General features: G+C 73.6%; 13 protein-coding genes and 4 pseudogenes. 4 read left to right on the top strand and 13 right to left on the bottom strand.

Translation table 11 applies throughout. The annotated features are described in order from the left end of the window. Positions 1 to 164 precede the first annotated feature (164 nt). A pseudogene (locus tag ABEB13_RS30885) lies at positions 165 to 1045 on the bottom strand (GNAT family N-acetyltransferase). A gap of 599 nt (positions 1046 to 1644) precedes the next feature. On the opposite strand from ABEB13_RS30885, the gene ABEB13_RS30880 reads away from it, so the two are divergent. Beyond that, on the top strand, positions 1645 to 1785 hold the full coding sequence (locus tag ABEB13_RS30880) for a hypothetical protein (protein WP_345708096.1): 141 nt from the start codon (positions 1645 to 1647) through the stop codon (positions 1783 to 1785). 462 nt (positions 1786 to 2247) lie between these two features. On the opposite strand, the gene ABEB13_RS30875 is transcribed toward ABEB13_RS30880, so the two are convergent. Together ABEB13_RS30875 and ABEB13_RS30870 are read right to left on the bottom strand one after the other, a co-directional pair. Further along, positions 2248 to 2913, bottom strand: coding sequence for a response regulator (locus tag ABEB13_RS30875; RefSeq protein ID WP_345708095.1), 666 nt, complete (start codon positions 2911 to 2913; stop codon positions 2248 to 2250). 80 nt (positions 2914 to 2993) lie between these two features. Beyond that, positions 2994 to 4187 (bottom strand): sensor histidine kinase, encoded by a 1194-nt coding sequence (locus ABEB13_RS30870; protein WP_345708094.1) that lies wholly within the window; start codon positions 4185 to 4187, stop codon positions 2994 to 2996. Between the two features lie 133 nt (positions 4188 to 4320). Between ABEB13_RS30870 and ABEB13_RS30865 the strand changes: the two genes are divergently transcribed. Continuing rightward, positions 4321 to 5082, top strand: coding sequence for an ABC transporter ATP-binding protein (locus ABEB13_RS30865; RefSeq protein ID WP_345708093.1), 762 nt, complete (start codon positions 4321 to 4323; stop codon positions 5080 to 5082). Further along, positions 5079 to 7412, top strand: coding sequence for an ABC transporter permease (locus ABEB13_RS30860; RefSeq protein WP_345708092.1), 2334 nt, complete (start codon positions 5079 to 5081; stop codon positions 7410 to 7412). The genes ABEB13_RS30865 and ABEB13_RS30860 overlap by 4 nt, the downstream gene beginning before the upstream one ends. Positions 7413 to 7801: 389 nt before the next feature. Here ABEB13_RS30860 and ABEB13_RS30855 read toward each other — a convergent pair whose 3' ends face one another. The 8 genes and pseudogenes from ABEB13_RS30855 to ABEB13_RS30820 all read right to left on the bottom strand — a co-directional run bounded on the left by ABEB13_RS30855 (position 7802) and on the right by ABEB13_RS30820 (position 15319). Beyond that, positions 7802 to 8758: a hypothetical protein gene (locus ABEB13_RS30855; RefSeq protein ID WP_345708091.1), complete on the bottom strand. Its 957-nt coding sequence runs from the start codon at positions 8756 to 8758 to the stop codon at positions 7802 to 7804. 88 nt (positions 8759 to 8846) lie between these two features. Beyond that, positions 8847 to 10130, bottom strand: coding sequence for an ABC transporter substrate-binding protein (locus tag ABEB13_RS30850; protein WP_345708090.1), 1284 nt, complete (start codon positions 10128 to 10130; stop codon positions 8847 to 8849). A gap of 178 nt (positions 10131 to 10308) precedes the next feature. Then, positions 10309 to 10902 (bottom strand): GTP-binding protein, encoded by a 594-nt coding sequence (locus ABEB13_RS30845; RefSeq protein WP_345708089.1) that lies wholly within the window; start codon positions 10900 to 10902, stop codon positions 10309 to 10311. Further along, positions 10883 to 11286: pseudogene (locus tag ABEB13_RS30840) on the bottom strand (DUF742 domain-containing protein). Before ABEB13_RS30840 ends, ABEB13_RS30845 begins: the two are co-directional and overlap by 20 nt. 29 nt (positions 11287 to 11315) lie before the next feature. Continuing rightward, entirely contained in the window at positions 11316 to 11726 is a 411-nt protein-coding gene (locus ABEB13_RS30835; RefSeq protein WP_345708088.1) for a roadblock/LC7 domain-containing protein, read from the bottom strand. Next, the gene (locus tag ABEB13_RS30830; protein ID WP_345708087.1) at positions 11723 to 13609 is read right to left on the bottom strand and encodes a sensor histidine kinase; all 1887 of its coding nucleotides are present in this window, start codon (positions 13607 to 13609) and stop codon (positions 11723 to 11725) included. The genes ABEB13_RS30835 and ABEB13_RS30830 overlap by 4 nt, the downstream gene beginning before the upstream one ends. Before the next feature lie 89 nt (positions 13610 to 13698). After that, positions 13699 to 14178, bottom strand: a pseudogene (locus ABEB13_RS40800) (nitrate- and nitrite sensing domain-containing protein); the annotation flags it as partial. Positions 14179 to 14521: 343 nt separating this feature from the next. Further along, complete coding sequence (locus ABEB13_RS30820; RefSeq protein WP_345708085.1) at positions 14522 to 15319, bottom strand: MHYT domain-containing protein; 798 nt, start codon at positions 15317 to 15319, stop codon at positions 14522 to 14524. A gap of 391 nt (positions 15320 to 15710) precedes the next feature. Between ABEB13_RS30820 and ABEB13_RS30815 the strand changes: the two are divergent. Further along, positions 15711 to 18487: pseudogene (locus ABEB13_RS30815) on the top strand (cellulose binding domain-containing protein). A gap of 51 nt (positions 18488 to 18538) precedes the next feature. Here the strand turns inward: ABEB13_RS30815 and ABEB13_RS30810 are convergent. Together ABEB13_RS30810 and ABEB13_RS30805 are read right to left on the bottom strand one after the other, a co-directional pair. After that, complete coding sequence (locus ABEB13_RS30810) at positions 18539 to 19567, bottom strand: LppU/SCO3897 family protein (RefSeq protein WP_345708084.1); 1029 nt, start codon at positions 19565 to 19567, stop codon at positions 18539 to 18541. A gap of 189 nt (positions 19568 to 19756) precedes the next feature. Then, positions 19757 to 21106: a cytochrome P450 gene (locus ABEB13_RS30805; protein WP_345708083.1), complete on the bottom strand. Its 1350-nt coding sequence runs from the start codon at positions 21104 to 21106 to the stop codon at positions 19757 to 19759. Positions 21107 to 21115 lie beyond the last annotated feature (9 nt).

The raw sequence follows: 21115 nt of genomic DNA, 5'->3' as shown, positions 1-21115 counted from the left end.
GGCGAGGCCCGTCCCGACCCCCGGCCCGGCGCTGCGGCTCCATCCCCCGGAGCGGCGCCGGGCCGGGCCTGCTCGGGCTCACGGCTCGGACAGTCCAGGCCGTGCCCAGGAGGCATGGACGGGCCGGACGGTGTGTCGTCCACGTCCGGCCCGTCCGTCCGCCGCTAGAGGTCGAGCTGGTACTGGTGTGTCGTGTGCGTGGGCAGGTAGCCGAGACTGTCGTTGATCCGTCTCATGTGCGTGTTGCCGTCGGCGGTGTCGGTCAGGAGACCGCCGAGGTCCGGACAGCGCCCATGGGCGTGTCGGATCGACTCGGCCTTCATCCACCGGCCGAGGCCGTGTCCACGGTGCTCCGGCAATACGGCGGTGCCGTAGTGCTGGCCGTCACCTCGTCCGTCGCCGGGGACGACCAGCTCGGTGAACCCGGCGACCGAGCCGTCGGAGGCGTCGACGGCAACGACGGTGTGCAGGTCGTCGCCACGCTGTTCGACAGCCTTCGCCGCGGCCCGGACCCGGTCCACGTCCCAGGTCACCGTGCCGTAGTCGGTGTCGTCCATGGGCACGTCGTCCATGGCGCGACGCGAGGCGGCGAACGACTCGGCGAGGCCGTCGGGCACGGTGCCGTGCCATGACATGAGCCGGTAGCCGGGATGCGGACGCTCGACGATCCCGGCGAGGGCGGTGGTGTCCACATCGGCCAGTGGCAGGCGGGAGAACCTCAGGGTGAGGACCTGACGGAAACCGCGCGCCACCAGGAAGCGGTCGCCGGGCGCTCCGGCCTCGGCCTGCGCGACGACGCAGCGGCGGGCATCGGCTCGGGCAGCGGCCACGGCGGCTTCGAGGAGCTGCGATCCGACGTGCCGGCGGCGCTCGGCCGGATGGACCTGGAGGGTCAGTTCGGCCAGGTGCTGCTGTCCGGGGCTGTCGAACAGGCGCAGGAAGGCAGTCCCGACGGGGTGGAATCGGCGTCGGACGCCAGCCAGGCAAGACGCCGGCTGTTCGCGCCGTGAGCGGGATCGGTCAGTGGGGTGATGCGGGACGACAAGGTGTCTCCGTCATGAGGAAGTGGCAACGGTCAGTACGCGGGCTCAACACCTGGACGCTCCTGCGCATGTGCTCCACACCTCCTCGTCGACGGCGCCGGTCCCTAACGTCATCGGACGGCTGGGAGAACCTAACCGGCCCGTCGAGCACTCCGCAAAGGGTTAACGAAAGACCGGTGCGGGCCGACGGTCACGGCCACTCGTTGTGGGTCAGCGCCGTAGACCGCGACGCGTGGTGGAACACCGTCGGCCGGATCAGGGCCGCAGAGCAGGCTCGCGGCTTCGCATCCGAGCCGGCGGGCCGTGGGGCGGTGGTCCGGGCACACTTGCCTGGGCCGTCGGTGGCTCAGCCGTCGAAGTCGGTCCAGGCGATTCCGAGCCGCCCCAGTGGCCGGCGAACCCTGCGATGTACCGCGCCGACCCACACCGAGGTGTTCCCGTGCCACTGGTCCGTCGTCTCGGCGATCACGCCGGGTGCGACGTAGAAGCGTGTGGAGTGGTTCGGCCGGCGCCAAGGCTCCCACGGCACCGGAGTCAGTACGGCTGTCAGCGTGGCGACATGCTCGGCGGCCAGATCGGCCTGGTCATCACGGTAAACCCCGTGTCCACCACGACCATTCCCTGCGACACCGCAGCCGTCACCCCGGTCCGGAACGTCTTCCACCTCGACTCACCCGAAGACATCCAGGTCAGCATCGACGCGCCCACCACACTGCAGTGGAACCTGAGGATCGAGCAGTAACTCCACCGCCGACGAACAACTGGGCCACCCGCAGCGGGAGATCGGTCCCTGAGACCACTGCTCCGGGCTGGTCCGGAGGCACCCGGCATTCTGCGGCACTGCCTGCGGCACCTGCGGGCTCGGGCAGCCGGCCGAGCGGCCTGATCCCCTCGCCCGAGCCGCCGTGAGGGCCTGCATCGAGTCGTGATCAATCCAAGGGAGCAGGGGATCAATCCCCTGGCCTCGGTCTTGCATGAGGGGCCGTCATCTTGCTGACGGCCCCCTTCTGCGCTTTCCGGTGGGTTGTTTCGGCGAACCGGTCGATCGCGTCGGTGATCACGTGGGTCCAGGGCCATCGCTGGTTGAAGCGCAGGTGGCGGGTGCGGGGCGGTGGTCGCGAGGCGCGCTGCGGCGGAGAACAGTCGCGAAAGCGCGAGGCCTTAAGGCACCGACTTCCGCCTGCCGCTCTTCCAAGTGCCGCGCCTACAGCCGCCCCGCGGACACCAAGCCGTGTTCGTAGGCGGTGATGACGAGGTGGACGCGGTCGCGGGCGTCGAGCTTGGCCAGCAGGCGGGTGACGTAGGCCTTGACGGTGGCACCGGTGATGAAGAGGGCTTCGGCAATCTCGGCGTTGGACAGGCCCCGACCGATCAGGGTGAGGACTTCGCGTTCGCGGTCGGTGATGCCCTGGAGATCGTCAGGGGGCAGGACGGCGGCGGGCTGGGGGCGGGCGGCGAAGTCCTCGATCAGGCGGCGGGTGACTTTGGGGGCGAGCAGGGCGTCGCCGTCGGCCACCACACGGACGGCCGTAATAATGTCGTCCAGGGCCATGTCCTTGACCAGGAAGCCCGAGGCACCGGCCCGTAGGGCGTTGTAGACGTTGTCCTGGTCGTCGAAGGTGGTCAGGACGAGGACGTGCGGGGCACCGGTCTCCCGAGTGATCAGGCCGGTGGCCTCGATGCCGTCCATACCGGGCATCCGGATGTCCATGACGACGACGTCGGGTGCGAGCTCGCGGACCAGCTGGACGGCCTCGGCGCCGTTGCCGGCCTCGCCGACCACCTCGATGTCGGGGATGTCGGCGATCACCATGACCAGACCGGCCCGGATCAGCGGCTGGTCGTCGGCCAACAGGACTCGGATCGGCATCAGACCTCCATGGGCAGGGGCAGGCATCGGACCTGCGTGGGCAGCAGCGGGCGTCGGGCCGCCGCAACCGGCGGCAGGTATCAGGCCCGCGTGGGCAGCGGCAGCCGGGCGGTCACCCGGAAGCCGCCCTCGGGGCGCGGGCCGGCCCTGAAGTCGCCGTTCAGCAGCTTCACCCGGTCATGCATCCCGGCCACACCGTAGCCGGTACCGAGGCCCTTGCCGTGCCCGGCCCCGCTGTCGACGATCACGACCGACAGATCGTCAGGTGCGAAAACCACCGAGACCCGGCACTGCTGCGTACCGGAGTGCTTGACCACGTTGGTGACGGACTCCTGGATGACGCGGAACGCGGCGAGGTCCACCTCCGGCGGCAGCGGGCGCCGCTCGCCGCGCCACTCCACGTCCACCCGGACGCCGGCGTCCCGTACATTCGCCACCAGCTGGTCCACGTCCACCAAACCGGCCAACGGGGCGGCCGACTCGGTGTCATGGAGCGCGCCGAGCATGCGCCGCAGCCCGGCGAGCGTCTCCCGGCTGGTGGCCTCGATGACGCCGAGGGCCCGGCGGGTGCCATCCGGCTGCGTCTCCATGACACGCTTGGCGGCCCCGGCCTGGATCGCGACCACGCCGATGTTGTGCGCGACCATGTCGTGCAGCTCACGGGCGATCCGCAACCGCTCGGCCGTCACGGCCTGTTCGGCCGCCCGGCTACGCACATTCCGGGCGTGCAGGCGCTCCTGGCGCTGGGAGTTGCCGACCACCCAGGCAACGGCGATCATCATCAGGACGACGGCCTCGACCGAGGTGCCGATCCGCAGGCCCAGCGCCAGCCGCACCCCGAGGTAGCCGAACAGCCCCGCCAGGCAGGCCCCGACGGCGAGCAGCGAGATTTTGCGCGGCGCGGCGGCGGTGGCGGCGCTGAGAGCGACGCAGACCGGCAGGTACTGCTCCGGCGCGATGCTGGTGGTGTGGAAGGGCCCGTTGGTCAGCAGCAGCGCGCTGACCACCAGCAGCACCACCGCGCCGAGCGGACGGCGCGTCAGGGCCCAGCAGGCGAGGCCCAGCAGGGCCGCCGCGAGCAGCAGCAGCGCCAGCTCGCGGGGCCGCATCGCGAACGGCTCGGCCTGGTGGCTCTTGTCGCCCCAGGGCGCCAAGGACTCGCCCGGCCACCGGATCTGGACGACGAAGGAGTACAGCGTGGACACGCACCAGGCGAGCGCCGTCCACCCGGCGGGCGTGACGCGCCTCAGCAGCGAGGTCGAAGTCGCGGACATGCGGCGATGGTAGCCAGGCGGGTGCCGGGCGCGAATCGGACCGGGGGTGTACACCCGTGGTCGGTACCGGCGTCCACGGGTGTGGACCACGCTCCGATGCCCGCAGACCGGGGTGGTCGGCACTGTATGGCCCATGACGAACAGGGCGAGCAGGGCGAACTGCAGGAACACCGGCGGGCACAGCAGCGAGGACATCGTCGTCCGGATCACGGACCTGCGGAAGGACTTCGGCGACTACGCGGCACTCGACGGCGTCTCGTTGGAGATCGCCGCAGGCGAGTCGGTCGCCGTGATGGGGGCCTCCGGCTCGGGCAAGTCGACGTTGCTGAACATGGTGTCCGGGCTGGACCGGCCGAGCGCCGGGTCAGTGGTGGTCGGCGGGCAGGATCTGACCGGGCTGGACGAGAAGGGGCTCGCGCTGTTCCGGCGCCGCCGAATCGGCATGATCTTCCAGTTCTTCAACCTGCTGGACGACCTGCCGGCCCTGGACAACATCGCCCTGGCCGGGCAGTTGAGCGGCAGGAAGGCGGCGGCCGCCCGCAGGCGCGCCCTGGAGCTGATGGGCGAGCTCGGCATCGCGGACCGGAAGGACATCTACCCCGCCGCGCTGTCCGGCGGCGAGCGCCAGCGCGTCGCCACTGCCCGGGCCCTGATGAACCAGCCGTCCCTGCTGCTGGCCGACGAGCCGACCGGAGCCCTGGACAGCCGCTCAGGCGAGCAGGTGATGCAGCTGCTCACCGACCTCAACGAGCTCGGCCAGACGCTGCTGATCGTCACCCACGACCCGAAGCTCGCTGCCCGGTGCGCGCGCCGGGTCGTCGAGGTCGCGGACGGCCGCATCGCCGATGACCGCACCATCGCCCAGGCCGGCACCACCGCGGCGGCCGCCCGGTGAGCGCCGTGTGGACGGCCGCCCGCGCGGCGGTCAAGCGGCGCAGGCTGCAGACCTTCATCCTCGGCGTCGTGGTCATGGTCTCCAGCGCCATGGCGATCGCCACCCTTGGCCTGCTGGCGGCCGTGTCCGGCCCCTTCGACAAGGCCTACGACGCCGCCAAGGGCGCCCATCTCGTCACCGAGTTCGACAGCGGCAAGGTCACCCCCGCGCAGCTTACCCGGGCGGCGGACGCCCCCGGTGTCACGGCCGTCGCGGGCCCGTACCCCGAGACCGTCCTGCGCTCCCCCAGCCTGACCGGCGAGCACCCGATCGGGCTGGCCGGCTCGTTCACCGTGGTCGGCCGCGACCGGCCGGACACTCCGGTCGACACCCTGCTGCTCAGCGCCGGGCGCTGGCCGACCGGCCCCGGCGAGCTCGTGCTCGACCTGCCCTCGGGGCTCGGTTCGGTACTGAACGAGTCCGAACGGCACCTGCGCACTCCGGACGGCCTGGACTTCAAGATCGTCGGCTACGCCGCCTCCGCCAGCCAGTCGGCGGGCGGCTGGGTCACACCCGACCAGGCCCGGGCGCTGCACGCCGACTCCCTGCAGATGCTGTACCGCTTCCACAGGGCCGGCTCCGAGGCCGAGTTGAAGACCGGCCTCGCCGCCGCCACCGAGGGCGTGCGCACCGACGCACTGACCGGCACCAGCTCCTACCTGGCGCTCAAGGCGAACCTGGCCAAGGGCCCCAACACGTACGTGCCGTTCCTGACGGTCTTCGGCGTCCTCGGCCTGATCGTCTCCGTCCTGATCGTCGGCAACGTCGTCAGCGGCGCCGTCGTCGCGGGCTTCCGGCACATCGGCATCCTCAAGGCCCTCGGCTTCACCCCGAACCAGGTGACGGCGGTCTACCTCGTCATGGTCACCGCCCCAGCAGTGGTCGGCGGTGTGCTCGGCTCGGTGCTCGGCGGGCTGGTCGGCAAGAAGCTGGTCCACCAGGCGTTCTGGGGGATCTTCGGCAGCGAACTCGTGCAGGACAAGGCGACCGTACCGGTCTGGGTCTACCCGGTGGTGCTGCTCGGGATGCCCGTGCTGGTCGCGCTGTCGGCCCTCCTCCCGGCGATGCGGGCCCGCCGGCTCCCCGCCGCCGTCGCGATCAGCGCGGGCGGCGCGCAGCGGACCGGGCGCGGCCTGGCCGTGCAGCGCAGGTTCGGCAGCTCGCGGCTGCCGCGCCCGGTGAGCCTGGGCCTGGGCTGGCCGTTCGCCCGGCCGGGCCGGACCGCACTGACCCTGTCGACCGTGGTGCTCGGCGTCATGACCGTGACGATGGCGATCGGCCTGTCGGCCTCGGTGGTCAAGTTCGGGCAGTCGCAGAGCCAGACCGACAAGATCCAGGTGCGGGTGCAGGTCAACAACCCGACGTTCGACGCCGTCCCGGCCGCGCACACCGACGACCAGCTCTCCAGCCTGCTGCGCGCGATGCCCGGCACCCGGCACGTGCTAGCGGACGCACCGCTGGAGACCCGTACCACTGGTTCCTCGGCGGTCGTCCGGGTGGGGGTCCAGCGCGGTGACTCCGATGCGCTCCACCCCGATCTGGTGCGAGGGCACTGGATGCGCGGCCCGGGCGAGGTGGTGGTCTCCTCGGAGTACTGGCACCGGCACCAGGTCTCGCTCGGCCAGCAGATCGTCCTGGACGACTCCGACGGGCGGCCCACCCCCGAGACAGTGGTCGGCGAGTCCTCCGGCGGCTGGGACGTCACCAGCCTCGACTGGGACAGGTTCATCAAGCTGAACCCCAACCAGCGCGCGATGAACTTCTACGTCCAGCTCGCCCCGGGCACCGATGCGGCCGCCTACGCCTCGGCGGTCACCAAGGCGGACCGCGGTGTGGGGGCCTCGGTCAACGGCGGCATCGAGACCATGGAGAAGGTCGTGATCAGCGTGGTGTCGACGCTCACCCTGATGCTGATCGTGGTCTCCGCCCTCGGGGTGCTCAACACCGTGGTGCTGAGCACCCGCGAGCGGCGCAAGGACCTGGGCATGCTCAAGTCGATCGGCATGACCCCGCGTCAGGTGATCGCCATGGTGGTGACCTCCATGACGGTCCTCGGCACGGTCGGCGGGCTGCTCGGCGTACCGCTCGGGGTGCTCGCGCACCGGATCATCATCCCGCTCACCGGGCACGGCACTGGGGTCGACCTCCCCGCCTCCCTGCTGCACGTGTGGCACTGGCCGACACTGGTGCCGCTGGCCCTGGCCGGCGCCCTGATCGCCGCCCTGGGGGCCTACCTGCCGGCCCGGGGCGCAGCGAAGGTGCCGGTGGCGGAAGTCCTACGGACGGAGTAACGGCGCCGGCCCCGGGAGCTCGCAGGCCCCGGGGTCGCACGCCGATCACACGCGGCACCGGCCTCGATCCTGCATGAGGGTCCGTCAGCTTGCTGACGGACCTCATGCAGGATCGTCCAACCTCAGAGGCCCCTTCTGTTTTCCTGATCATCCGTTTGACAGTCAGCTCCACGAAAGCGCCAGGCTGGAGATAGGGGTAGCAGTCTTCGGGTTTGCGGTCCCGGAACTTGCGCTCCCGGTCCAGCGGCCGCTCGCCGGGCCGACCAGCAGGTCCTGCCCGCCGGAGGGTGTGAGTGGCATCAAGAACTCGGCGAAGCGGTAGGCCCCGTAAGCTCCGACCAAGCCCTCCGCCGCATGCGACCGGCACGGGATCGCAAAGTCACCACGGACTACGCCTCCACCGTCCCGCTGAGGGCCCAGGCCAGTCCCGTCGCCGGATCCTCCAGGGCCACGTGCAGGTACCAGAGCTCGTCCTCGGCCTCGCACCAGGTGAGGCAGCGCAGCCGCGCCACCAGGGCGTTCACGTCGGACGGGGCGGGCCTCGGCTCGCCGGTCATCGCGACGAGCGCCCGCCACAGGGCCAGCCGCCCGTCGGCCGTCCCGAGCTCCCGGACCCCGGAGGCCGCCTGGACGAGCGCCGGGTAGACCGTGCCGAACGGCAGGTACCCGGCGACCGGATCGGTGTCCTGGGCGAACCGCGCCGCCCCGTCCGGTGCGGTGCCCCGGACGCAGACGGCCCGCAGCCACGGCGCGAGGGCATCCAGCAGCCGGGTGGCCCCGAGCCCGGGGACGAGGGTGCCGGGGCCGGGGAGGTCGAGCCGGCCGAGGCCCTCGCGGGTCGCGGGCAGCGCGAGCAGGGGCCGTCGTGCCCCACCGCCGGGCAGGTAGTCGCGGACGCGGCTGCGCTCCTCCCAGCCGGACTTCTCCCAGGGCTGGAGCGCCAGCGGGACGCCCTCCGGATCGGGATCGGCCCGGCCCGCCAGGTCGTCGCCGAGCAGCGCCCGGGTGTGCGCCACCAGCCGCCGGATCGGCGTCGGCTCCAGCAGCGGGGCGAGCCGGCGCCAGGAGTGCCGGGCGGCCAGCACCTCCCAGAGCGGCCCGGCGTCGTGGTCGGTCGCGCCGGCGGCCGTGTCCGGGCCGCCGTCGGCATCGAACAGCCGGGCCGCCAGCTCGGGCGGCGCCCCGTACGCGATCAGGTGGCCGATCGGCCCGGCCGCCCCGGTCGCGGCCTCCCGGCCCCGGGCCGCGGCGGCCGCGGCGCGGGTCCGCCGGAAAAGTCCGAGCAGCTCCGCCCAGCGGCCCGCGGCCGCCAGGGCGCCCGCCTCGTACTCCTCGTACGTGATCACCTCGTCAATGTACGTCCGGCCTCCCGGTAACAGCTGACATCACGTCAGCACGGTGCGTGTCGGCCGCCGGGCCCGACCGCCGACCGGGCTACTGCGGTGCGCGGCGGCCCGTGAGCACCCGGCGGACGTCCACGAAACCGCTCTGCTGCTCGGTCAGCCGGCCGCCCTTGACCTCCTGGAACGTCACCCAGGTGTTGGTCAGGCGCGGGGACTCCGCGCTCGGCAGCATGCTGCCCATGCCCCAGTCGAGCGGCGGGGTCACCCCGCCGGTGTCCAGCGAGTCTCCGCTGTCCAGCTGACCGCGCAGGGTCTTCGCGGTCAGCGGCCGGCCGGCCGAGGCGAGCCGGTCCGCGGCCTGGAAGAAGACCTGGTAGGCCACCCAGGTGGTCTGGACGCCGAGGTCCGAGACATCGACCGTGGTGCCCGGTTCGTGGTCGCGCAGGGTGTTCCGCAGGTCGTCCCAGACGCTGGACGACTCCGGCGGGTACCACCCCGTCACCAGCGCCCCCTCCAGCGGACCTGCCGTCCCCCCGGTGGCGTCCACCACCGACTGCTGGACGCCGCCGAGCACCGCCCCGAGCCGGGTGCGGGCCGGGCCGATCCGCCGGTACGCGTCCAGCAGGCCGCGGGTCTGGTCGGTGCCGAGCGCGGTGGTCACGCAGCCGTCCTTGCGGTCCCCGCCGATCGCGGTGCGGGCGAGGGCGGCGAAGTCGGCGCCCTTGTCCGGCACCTTCACATCGGTGAGCGCGACCCCGGCCGGCCTGAGCGCCCCGGACAGGTAGCGGGTGAGGGTGTCACCCGCCCGGGTGTCGGGCCGCAGCAGCGCGACCGTCCGGCAGCCGGCCGCCACCAGCTGCTGCCCGCTCCCGGCGATCAGCGCGGGCGTACCGCCGGCGACCGGATAGGACATCGGGCTGGCGAACTCCGGCCCGGACAGCCCGTATCCGCCCAGGTAGGGGATGCCGGCCGCCTCCAGCACCGGCATGAAGTCGTCGCCGTGCTGGCTGTACGAGCCGACCACGGCCACCGCGTGCGCGTCCACCGCCCGGCGGGCGCAGGCCGTGGCACCCGCCGGGATGTCCTGCTCGTCGCAGGTCAGCACCTGCAGCCGACGGCCGCCGAAACCGCCGGCCGCCGTCACGGACCGGCCGATCGCCTCGGCGAGCGCGGTGCTGCCGGACCGGTCGGCGGGACCGGCGCCGAACGGCGCCATGGTCAGCACGGTCACCGAGGCGCCCTGGGCGGCGCCCGCGCCCCCGGCGCACCCGGCGGCTCCGAGCAGGGCCGGGAGCATCGCCGCGGCCACCGCCAGCCGCCCGGCCCGGACCGTCCCGGTCCTCCGCTGTCCCCGCCGCCCGCTTCGCCCTGCCATGCCCGCGTCCTCCCGTGGCCGCCCGATGTCCCGGGCAAGCCAAGCGATCACAGGGCACGCCGAGGCGGACGGCGGGCGAACGGCACGGGGTGTTCGGCGGAACAGCAGACCGCTCCGTGAACGTACCAACACTCCTGCCTACCGCCCGCAATGACGGACCATCAGATCGTTTCCGCAGCTAGCACCGGGTTTCGGCGAGCAACCGGGCGGCGTGCACCCGTCCGGCATGTTCGACCAAGTTGACCAGCACGTCCTTGCCCGAGGCGCGCTGCCGGGCGTCGCAGACCACCACGGGGGTGCTGCCGTCCAGGTCGAGTGCGCGGGCCACCTCGGCCGGCTCGAAGGCCCGGGCCCCGGCGAACCGGTTCACCGCGACCACGAACGGGATCCCGCGGTGCTCGAAGAAGTCCACCGCGGGGAAGCAGTCGGTCAGCCGGCGGGTGTCGGCCAGCACCACCGCGCCCAGCGCGCCCTGCGCCAACTCGTCCCACAGGAACCAGAACCGGTCCTGCCCGGGGGTGCCGAAGAGGTACACCGACAGGCCGTCCCGGATGGTGATCCGCCCGAAGTCCATCGCGACCGTGGTGGTCGACTTCCGCTCCACGCCGCCGAGGTCGTCCACCCCGCGGCCGGCGGCGGTCAGTTGCTCCTCGGTGCGCAGCGGGCGGATCTCGCTGACCGCGCCGACCAGCGTGGTCTTGCCTACGCCGAACCCGCCCGCCACCAGGATCTTGAGCGCGAGAACGGAACCGTCAGAGGGCGCGGAGCCCATGGATGACCTCCAGGAGGATCTGCTCGTCGGGGAGCAGGGCGGGCGGTACGGGCCGGCTGACCCGGATCAGCTCGGCGTCCAGCAGGTCGCCGAGCAGCACCCGCACCACGCCGAGCGGCAGGTCGAGGTCGGCGGCGATCTCGGCGACGGAGAGGGCGTTGCCCCGGCACAGGGCCAGGATGGCCGCCTGCTCCGGGTCGGCCGGCAGGTCCGCTTCCTGCGGCGCGTCGCTGACCACCAGGGCGATCAGGTCGAACCGGGCGCCGCTCGGCACCGTCCGCCCCCGGTGAGCGCGTACGGGCGCACCACCGGCCCGGCGGCGTCGTCGAACCACCGCACCGGCTCCTCGGGTGGCGGCGGGTAGCCGAACGGGCTGCCGGGCAGGTAGCGGCGCGGCGGGTACGCCACGGCACTCACCCGCCGACAGTGCTGCGGGGCGCCGCGTACAGGTGCTCGCCGACCCGGCGCACCAGCCGGGCCATCTCGTAGGCGACCAGGCCGAGATCGGCCTCGGCGTCGGCGAGCACCGCCAGGCAGGTGCCCTCGCCGGCGGCCGCCACCACCAGGAAGCCGCGGGCGAGTTCGACCATGGTCTGGCGGACCTCGCCGGCGTCGAAGTAGCGTCCGGCGCCCTTGGCCAGGCTGTGGAAGCCCGAGGCGATGGCGGCCAGGTGCTCGCCCTCCTCCCGGCCGAGCCCGGCGGAGGTCCCCATGGCCAACCCGTCGGAGGAGAGCATCAGCGCGAATCTGACCCGGTCGACCCGGGAGACGAGCTCGTCCAGCAGCCAGTTGAGCTCGCCGGCCTGGTGCGTGGTGCCGATCATGTGTCTTCTTCTCCTGTGGTCGGACGGCTCGGTTGCTCGGAATTGCCCCGGCTCCAGCCGCGCTGGTAGGCGGACAGGGCGGCGCGGGCCTCCTCGGGGCTGCGGCCTGCCCGGCCGCCCTCCCCGTCGGCGCCGGCACGCTCCGTGGTCTTCGGCGGGGCCTCGCGCAACTGCGGGACGAGGCTGGCCTGCCGGACCCGGCGCGGCAGCCCCGGGTCGGGCGGTCCGTCGCCGGGACGTCCGGCGCCGGAGGTCGGGGCGGCCTGCGTCGGCGACGACGGGGCCGCGGGCGGGGGCACGAGGGACGGGGGCGCGAAGGGCGGGGGCACGGGGGACGGGGGCACGGCCACCGGGGCGGGCCCGGCGGGAGGAGCGGCGTCCGGGCGGGTGCCGTCCGGACGGGTGCCGTCGGGGCGGAACGGCAGGGGCCGCAGCAGGCCCGGATCGCCGCCCAGTGCCCCGAAGGGTGCACCCTGCGCCGTGGAGCCGTCCGCAGGGGGTCCCACCGGCGGGACGGCCGGCGGCCCGCTCTGCGCGGGTTGCGCCGCGGCGGCGACGGCGTCCGGCCGGCCGGTCGCCCCGGGGGACGCGCCCGGGTCCGGTTCCGGGTCCGCCGACGCGACCGCAACGGCCTCCGGCGCGGCCTCCAGCAGCGCGGTCGGCAGCAGCACCACGGCCGTGGTGCCGCCGTACGGCGAGGGCCGCAGCGCCACCCGGACGCCGTTGCGCCGGGCCAGCCGGCTCACCACGAACAGCCCGAGCCGGTCGCTGTCGAACAGGTCCACCTGCTCGGACGCCAGGATCCGCCGGTTGGCGTCCTCGAGCGCCTCCCGGCCCATGCCGAGCCCGCGGTCCTCGATCTCCAGCGCGTAGCCGTTGCCGACCTGCTCGCCGTGGATGTGCACCTTGGTGTGCGGTGGCGAGAACCCGGTGGCGTTCTCGACGAGTTCGGCCACCAGGTGGGTCAGGTCGGCCACCGCGTGGCCGGCCACCGCGGCGTACGGCAGCCGCCGCACGTCCACCCGGGAGTACTCCTCGACCTCGGCCACCGCCGCCCGGACGACGTCGACCAGCGGGACGGGCCGGCGCCAGGCCCGGCCCGGGGCGGCGCCGGAGAGGATGATCAGGCCCTCGGCGTGGCGGCGCATCCGGGTGGTCAGGTGGTCCAGCCGGAACAGGTCGGCCAGCTCCGCGGGGTCGTCGGTGCGGCGCTCCATCGCGTCCAGCAGGGTCAGTTGGCGGTGCACCAGCACCTGGCTGCGGCGGGCCAGGTTGACGAAGACGCCGGAGACGCCGGACAGCACCTCGGCGCGCTCCACGGCGGCGGTCACCGCAGCCCGCTGGACGCGGCCGAGCGCCCCGTGCACCTGGCCGATCTCGTCCCGCCCGTGCGGCACCGGCGGCATCTCCGCGGCGACGTCGATCTCCTCGCCCGCCCGCAGCCGTCGCATCGCGGCCGGCAGCGTCCGGCCGGCCAGCTCCAGGGCCGAGTTGCGCAGCCCCACCAGTTCGGTGACCAGGCCGCGCCCGATCTGCACCGAGATCAGCAGCGAGGCCAGTACCGCGACCAGGCCGAGCAGCACGGCCAGCCCCGAGGAGGTGTACAGGCCCAGCGCGTACGGGGCGGAACGTTCCACCGCCGCGGTGCCGGCGGCCCGCTCGACCGCGCGGAGGCTGCCGGCGGTGCTGTCGGCGACCGCGGCCCAGCGGCCGGCGGGGACGGCCGCCACCGCGGCCCGGCCGTCCGGCGCGGCCCGGACGGCGTCCTCGTAGCGGGCCAGCTCACGGTAGTCGGCGCCGCCCGTGACGGCGGCCAGGGCCGCCCGGTCGGCGGGGCGCAGGTCACGGGCGGCTCCCTGCTCGAGCAGCCGGTGCGCGTACACCGCGGCGCCGAGGTCGCGCCACGCCCCGTCGGCGAGCCCCCGGCGGCCTGGCCGGCCCGCAGCAGCGCGTCCTCGCGGGCGAGCTGCTCGCGCCCGCGGGCGAACTCCAGCAGGACGCGGGCGTCCGAGGCGACCGCGTGGTCCTGCAGGGCGGTGACCGAGGCGGTGACGTCCAGCGCCCGGTCGATGGCGTCCGTGTAGGCCGCGAAGACGCCGTTCCAGGCGGCACCGCGCTGCTCGACGGCCGCCCGCAGCGCCGGCAGGGCCGCGACGGCGGCAACCAGCCGGTCGACCCGGTCGGCGGCCTCCGGGCCGAGCCCCTCGGCGTCGGCCCGGTTGTAGTGCGCGGCGAGGAGAGCGGCGCCGTGGCGCGGTCGGTGGCGTCCGCGGCCCGGCGCAGGTCGTCCTCGGCCGACCGGTCGCCGGCCAGCAGCCGCCCGGCCGCGGTGCGTTCGGCCTGGAGTCCGGTGGTGGCCGCGGCCACCGGGTCCAGCAGGGCACCGGCCACCGTCCGCAGCCGCATGAGGTCCCAGACGGAACGGGCGGTGGTGACGGTGGCGAACGCCCACAGGGCCATCACCGAGACCACCGGCACCATCAGCAGGGCGACGACCCGGGCCCGGACGGTCCGGGGGCGCAGCCGCAGCCCGGCGCGGGGCCGGCGGCCGAAGTCGGACGCGGGCGCCGCGTCGGCCTCCTCCGGGGCCGGCGGCCCGGCGTGCGCACCGCGGTGCCGGCCGGCCGGGCCGGGCCGGACGGGGCCGCGGGCGGCGCCGGGGGCGGCCGCGGGCGCGCTGCGCGGGCCGGCGGCGCGGCGTACTCGCATGGGGGTTCCTCTCGGGGTGCCGCAGCGGGCGGGGCTGACGGGGGCGATGGGGGGCCGGGTACCGGCGCGGTCTCGGCGGCGCGGTCTCAGGCGGCGTGGTCGAGGTCGGGCGCGCCGAGGTCCTCGATCGCCAGCTCACCGGCCTCGCGGTAGGCCGCGCGCTCCTGCGGGCTGGGGGACAGCGCCACGAACGCCGACGTGAGGAAGAGGAAGGAGCCGAGGCCGACGGCGAGCGGGAAGACGAACTGCATCGGGGTGGCGCCGCCGAGCCCGGTGCGGGCCGGATCCATGTGGACGTGCACGGCGGCCATGCCGGTGTAGTGCATGCAGGAGACCGCGATGCCCATGAGGAGCGAGGCCGCCCCGGCGGCGGCCACGTTGCGGATGGTGACGGCGGCCCAGAGCGCGGCGGTCGCCGCACCGACCGCGACCACCACGGAGAACACCACCGTGAGCGGGGTGTAGACGAGCGAGCCGTGGATCCGGACGGCGGCCATGCCGAGGTAGTGCATGGCGGCGACGCCGAGGCCGGTGGTGAGGCCGCCGGCCAGCAGGCTGCGGCCGCGGTGCCGGCCGTAGCCGACGACGAACACGCCGAGACCGACCACGGTGACGGCGACCAGCAGGCTGAGTACCGTGAGCGGGACGTCGTAGCGCAGCTCCGTGCCGTCGACGGAGAATCCGAACATCGCGACGAAGTGCATCGTCCAGATGCCCGAGCCGATCGCCGCCGCCGCGGTCAGCAGCCAGTTGCGGCGTGAGGGGCCGGTGGCGGAGAGCGCGCGCAGGGTGCAGCGCAGGCCGAGCGCGGCGCCGACACAGGCCATCAGATAGGACAGGGCAGGGGTCAGCCACCCGAAGCTGAGGTGGTTCATGGTTCCCAAGGGGGCCTCCGAAGGGCGTGACCTGTGGGGTGGTCATATGCCGCTCGCATGTGCGGGGCGGTTCTCGGATGCGGGCGACGCTACCCAGCGCCCGAATTCGGCCACCCGAAGTTGCCGAAAGCCGCCCGGCACCGCCCGGCCGTGTGCTCGAATGGGCGCCCTCTGTGTGCACGGCACCATGACGCACCGTCATGTCCGCTTGCGGACAAGGCTCGTCGCGATCCCTTCTGCCGGTCGTCGGCCGCCGTTAGGGTCGCGCCACGACGGCCCGCACGACGCGCCCCACCCTGTCGCGCGGGGGCACCCACCCTCCCCACGGACGCATCGCCGTGGTGGCCCTCTCCCCACCCCGCGGGCCGGTGAAGGAGTCCGTTCCCCCATGCCCCCTGTCCTGACCCGTCCGCGGGCGGCCGTCACGGCGCTGGCGGTGACCTGCGGTCTGGCCCTGTCCTGGCTGTCCGGCCTGCACAGCACCGCGACCGCCGCAACCGAGGCCACCGCCGACACGTACACCTGGAGCAACGCCCGGATCGACGGCGGCGGCTTCGTCCCCGGCATCGTGTTCAACCAGACCGAGAAGGACCTGGTCTACGCCCGGACCGACATCGGCGGGGCCTACCGCCAGGACCCGGCCACCAAGAAGTGGATCCCGCTGCTCGACTCGGTCGGCTGGAACGACTGGAACCTCACCGGCGTCGCCTCGCTGGCCACCGACCCGGTGCAGACCAACCGGGTGTACGTCGCCGCGGGCAACTACACGAACAGCTGGGACCCGAACAACGGCGCCATCCTGCGGTCCACCGACAAGGGCGCGACGTGGGCCCGCACCACCATGCCGTTCAAGATCGGCGGCAACATGCCCGGCCGCGGCATGGGCGAGCGGCTGGCGGTCGACCCCAACAACGACAAGGTGCTCTACTTCGGCGCCCCCGAGGGCAACGGGCTGTGGCGGTCCACCGACTACGGCGTCACCTGGGCCAAGGTCGCCGCGTTCCCCAACGCCGGGAACTACCAGCAGGACCCGACCGACACCAGCGGCTACCTCAGCTCGAACCCGGGCGTGCTCTGGGTGACCTTCGACAAGTCCAGTGCGGCGGCCGGCGCCACCACGCAGACGATCTACGTCGGCGTCGCCGACAAGGACAACAACGTCTACCGCTCCACCGACGGCGGCGCCAGCTGGACGCGCCTGGCGGGCCAGCCGACCGGCTTCCTGCCGCACAAGGGGTGCTCGACAGCGCCGACGGCTACCTCTATCTGGCCACCAGCGACACCGGCGGCCCGTACGACGGGGCCAAGGGCGACGTCTGGCGCTACGACACCAAGGCCGGCACCTGGCTGCAGATCAGCCCGGTCAAGTCCTCCGACTCCGGCGCCTACTTCGGCTACAGCGGCCTGACCGTCGACCGCCAGCACCCCAACGTGGTGATGGTGACGGGCTACAGCTCCTGGTGGCCGGACACCCAGATCTACCGCTCCACCGACTTCGGCGCGACCTTCAAGCCGATCTGGGAGTACAACGGCTACCCGAACCGGGTGGACCACTACACCCTGGACACCACCTCCACCCCGTGGCTGAGCTGGGGCAACAACCCCTCGCCGCCGGAGGAGACGCCCAAGCTCGGGTGGATGACCGAGTCGCTGGAGATCGACCCGTTCAACTCCGACCGGATGATGTACGGCACCGGCGCCACGCTCTACGGCACCACCAACCTCACCGCCTGGGACGCCGGCACCAAGGTCACCATCACGCCGATGGTCCAGGGCCTGGAGGAGACCGCGGTCAACGACCTGATCAGCCCGCCGACCGGCGCACCGCTGCTCAGCGCGCTCGGTGACATCGGCGGCTTCCGCCACACCTCGCTGACCACCACCCCGGCCTTGATGTTCCAGCAGCCGAACCACGGCACCACCACCGCCCTGGACTTCGCGCAGACCAACGGCAACACCGTCGTCCGGGTCGGCAACACCGCCAGCGGGTCCACCGACAAGCACATCGCGTTCTCCAACGACAACGGCGCGAACTGGTACGCCGCGAGCAGCGAGCCGAGCGGGATCACCTCCGGCGGCACGGTCGCGCTCTCCGCCGACGGCACCCGCGTGGTGTGGTCGCCGGGCGGGGCCTCCCCCGTCGCCGGCGGGTTCGGCGGCAGCTCCTGGACGGCGGCGAGCGGGCTGCCGGCCGGCGCTAGCGTGCAGGCCGACCGGGTCGATGCCAAGAAGTTCTACGGGTACGCGGCCGGTGCGTTCTACGTCTCCACCGACGCCGGGGCGACGTTCGCCAAGACGGCCGCCACCGGGCTGCCCGCCAAGGGCCCCGTCCGCTTCAAGGCCCTGACCACCACCGAGGGCGACGTCTGGCTGGCCGGCGGTTCGGACGACGCGACGTACGGGCTGTGGCACTCCACCGACTCCGGCGCGTCCTTCACCCGGCTCGCGAACGTCGACAAGGCCGACACCATCGGCTTCGGCAAGGCGGCGACCGGCTCCTCCTACCCGGCGCTGTACACCAGCGCACAGATCGGCGGGGTGCGCGGCATCTACCGCTCGGACAACGCGGGCGCGACCTGGGTCCGCATCAACGACGACAACCACCAGTGGGGTTGGACGGGTGCGGCGATCACCGGCGACCCGCGCGTCTACGGGCGGGTGTACGTCTCGACCAACGGCCGCGGTGTGATCGTGGGCGACACCTCGGTGGTCACCACGGTGACCCCGAGCGCCTCGGCGTCGGCCTCCGTGTCGGCATCCGCGTCACCGTCGCCCAGCGCGTCGGCCAGTGCCTCGCCCAGCGGGTCGCCGTCCGGCTCGGCGTCCCCGAGCCCGAGCCCGAGCGGCGGCACCGCCTCCTGCGAGGTGACGTACGCGGTGAGCAGCCAGTGGGGCGGCGGCTTCGGCGCCAACGTGACCGTCCGCAACACCGGTTCGACCGCGGTCAACGGCTGGACGCTGCGCTGGGCCTTCGCCGACGGCCAGACCGTCGGCTCGCTGTGGAACGGCAGCTGGACCCAGACCGGCGCCAACGTGGCCGTCACCAACCTGAGTTACAACGGCGCCCTGGCCGCCGGCGGGGGCAGCACCTCGTTCGGCTTCAACGGCACCTGGGGCAGCGCGAACAGCAAGCCGTCCGCGTTCACCCTCAACGGCGCTTCCTGCACCGTGAAGTGAGCATGCGCCGCGGGGGCGGTGCGGCAGCCGCCGCACCGCCCCCGCGGTGAGTCAGGAACCGGCCGTCGAGGTGGACGTGCGGTTCTTCGCCAGGCAGAGCACGAAGTTGTTGCCCGTCTCCTCGTGGGTCAGTGAGGACTCCGTGGTCGGGTAGGGCTCGCAGGCCGTCGTGTCGTCGGTGGTGTCGGGGACACGCGCCAGCACCTTGTAGTCCGCCGTCGGGTCGCTGCAGGGCAGCACCTTGAGCTCCGGCGTGGCCGACGTCCCCGCGTTGTGCACGCAGTCGCCGGTGCTCACCGTCAGCGAGGTCGGCACACGGTACGGCGGGGTGTACGAGTCGTCACTGCTGCTGCCGGACAGCGCCGCGGCGATGAAGACGCCGATGACCAGTGTCCACGCCACGACCGGCAGCAGCAGCATCAGCATCGCCGGACGGCGGGTCAGCGGCTTTCCCGGGTCGAGCTGCGGCCCGCGCGGGGCGGTCGCCGGCGGCAGCACCTTGATCTTGTTGTAGGCGAAGAGGTTGCGCAGCAGGGTGATCGGCGTGAAGACCGACGACAGGTAGCCCCACCAGCCCTGGTACAGCGTCCGCGCCGACATGTCGCGGACGGTGGCCGTGCCGCAGGTGCGGCAGAACGGGCCCGGCTGGCGCAGGAACTGCATGATGACGATCATGCCGCGGTGACCGCGGACGGTGACCTGCACCGCCGGGAAGCCGCCGCAGAAGCGGCAGACCGGGCCGCCGTCCGGCGCCTGGGCGGGCGCCCCGTAGGGCACGCCCTGACCCTGGCCCCACGGCGCCGGCTGGCCGTAGGCGGGCGGCGCCGCCGGCGCCGCACCGTACGGCGCGGGCTGGGCGTACGGGCCCGGCTGCGCGGGCTGCGCCGGGTAGCCGTAACCGGGTGCGGACGCGGGCGCGGGCGGCGCCGGCTGTCCGTACGGCCCGGGCTGGGCGTACGGACCGGGCTGGGCGGGGGCTGCCGGGTACCCGTAGCCGCCGGCGGGCGGGTACGGCTGGCCGGGCGCCGGCGGCGTGGGCGGACCGGCGTACGGATTCGACGGCGGGTAAGGAGAGGTCAAAGGTCTGTCCCCGTGGAAGGTCGGTGGCGGCGGCGGACGGACCGGCGGGGGCCGGTGGCAGGAGCGGTCCGCCCGCCCGCACGGTCGCGGATGCGCGAGTTCGGACGTACTCTAGCGACCCGCCCCGACACGCCCGCGCCGCCCCGTCGTCCCCGGACACCGTGCACCGGCCGCCGCCCGGCCGGGCCGTCAGCTCCCGTGCGGGGTCAGCCTGATCCGGACGGGTCCGCGTGCCTCCAGCGTGATCGCCTGCCCCAGCCTGACCTCGGTGTCCACCGTCTCGACCGCGAACTCGCGCAGCACCGCGCCCAGCGCCAGCACCGACTCCAGCATCGAGAAGTGCTGCCCGATGCAGGCGCGCGGACCGCCCCCGAAGGGGAACCACGCGTAGCGGTGCCGGGCCGCCTCCTGCTCCGGCGTGAAGCGGTCCGGGTCGAAGCGCTCCGGCTCCGGCCAGTGCGCCGGGTGCCGGTGGGTGACGTACGGGGCGACCAGGACGTCCGCGCCCGCCGGGATCCGCACCCCGCCGATCTCGCAGTCGGCCACCGCGCGGCGGCCGATCACCGCGGCGGCAGGGTACAACCGCATCGCCTCCTTCAGCACTGCCGTCAGATACGGCAGTGCCGCGAGGTCATCGGCCCGCGGCGGGCGGTCGCCCAGCACGGTGAACGCCTCCTCGCGGGCCCGCTTCTGCTGCTCCGGGTGCATCCCCAGCAGGTGGAGCGCGAAGGCCAGCGAGGTCGCCGTCGTCTCGTGGCCGGCCAGCAGGAAGATCAGTACCTGGTCGCGGAGTTCGGCCGCGTCCAGCTGCTCGCCGTCCTCGCCGCGGGCCGCCGCCAGCAGGCCGAGCAGGTCGTCGGACTCCTGCCCCGCGCGACGGGCGATGATGGCGTCGCACACCGCGTACAGCTCCTGCTCGGCGGCCTTCGCCTGCCGGTTGCCGGGCGTCGGCCACTGCCGCGGCAGGCGAACGGGCGCGAAGCCGCGGTCCCGCACGTAGGCGCCGAGCACCGGGAAGGAGCGGCGGACGGCGCCGATCGCCTCCTCCACGTCGGTGCCGAACAGGATCCGGGCGACCGCCCGCAGCGCGAACCGCGACATCTCGTCCGCCGCGTCCACCACGCCGTCCGGCACCGCGGACCAGCGGTCCACCAGGGCCGCCGACTCCAGCGCGACGGCGTCCGCGTAGGTGTCGACCCGGCGGCGGGTGAACAGCGGCTGCACGAGCCGCCGCTGGCGCTGGTAGTCGGTGTCCTGGGCGGTCAGCAGGCCGTTGCCGAGGCTGAGCCGGACCTCCTCGTACATCACGTTGTCCTTGCGGAAGTCCGCCGCGCGGGTGGCCAGCACCTGCTGCGCGCCCTCCGGCGAGAACACCATCCAGAACTCGGCGCGCAGCCCGGGCGGCCCGGCGGTGAACCGGACCACGTCGCCGTGGTCGCGGTGCGCCGCCAGGTACGCCTTCAGCGGGTCGCGGGTGAGCTCCAGCATCGAGCCGATCAGTGGCAGCCCGGGCGGGCCCGGTATCCGGGTGGCCTGCATGACGTGTCC

This window comes from Kitasatospora paranensis (assembly GCF_039544005.1).
Lineage (GTDB): Bacteria > Actinomycetota > Actinomycetes > Streptomycetales > Streptomycetaceae > Kitasatospora > Kitasatospora paranensis.
Note: the sequence above shows the minus strand (reverse complement) of the source record. Positions and strands in the feature narration are given on the sequence as shown.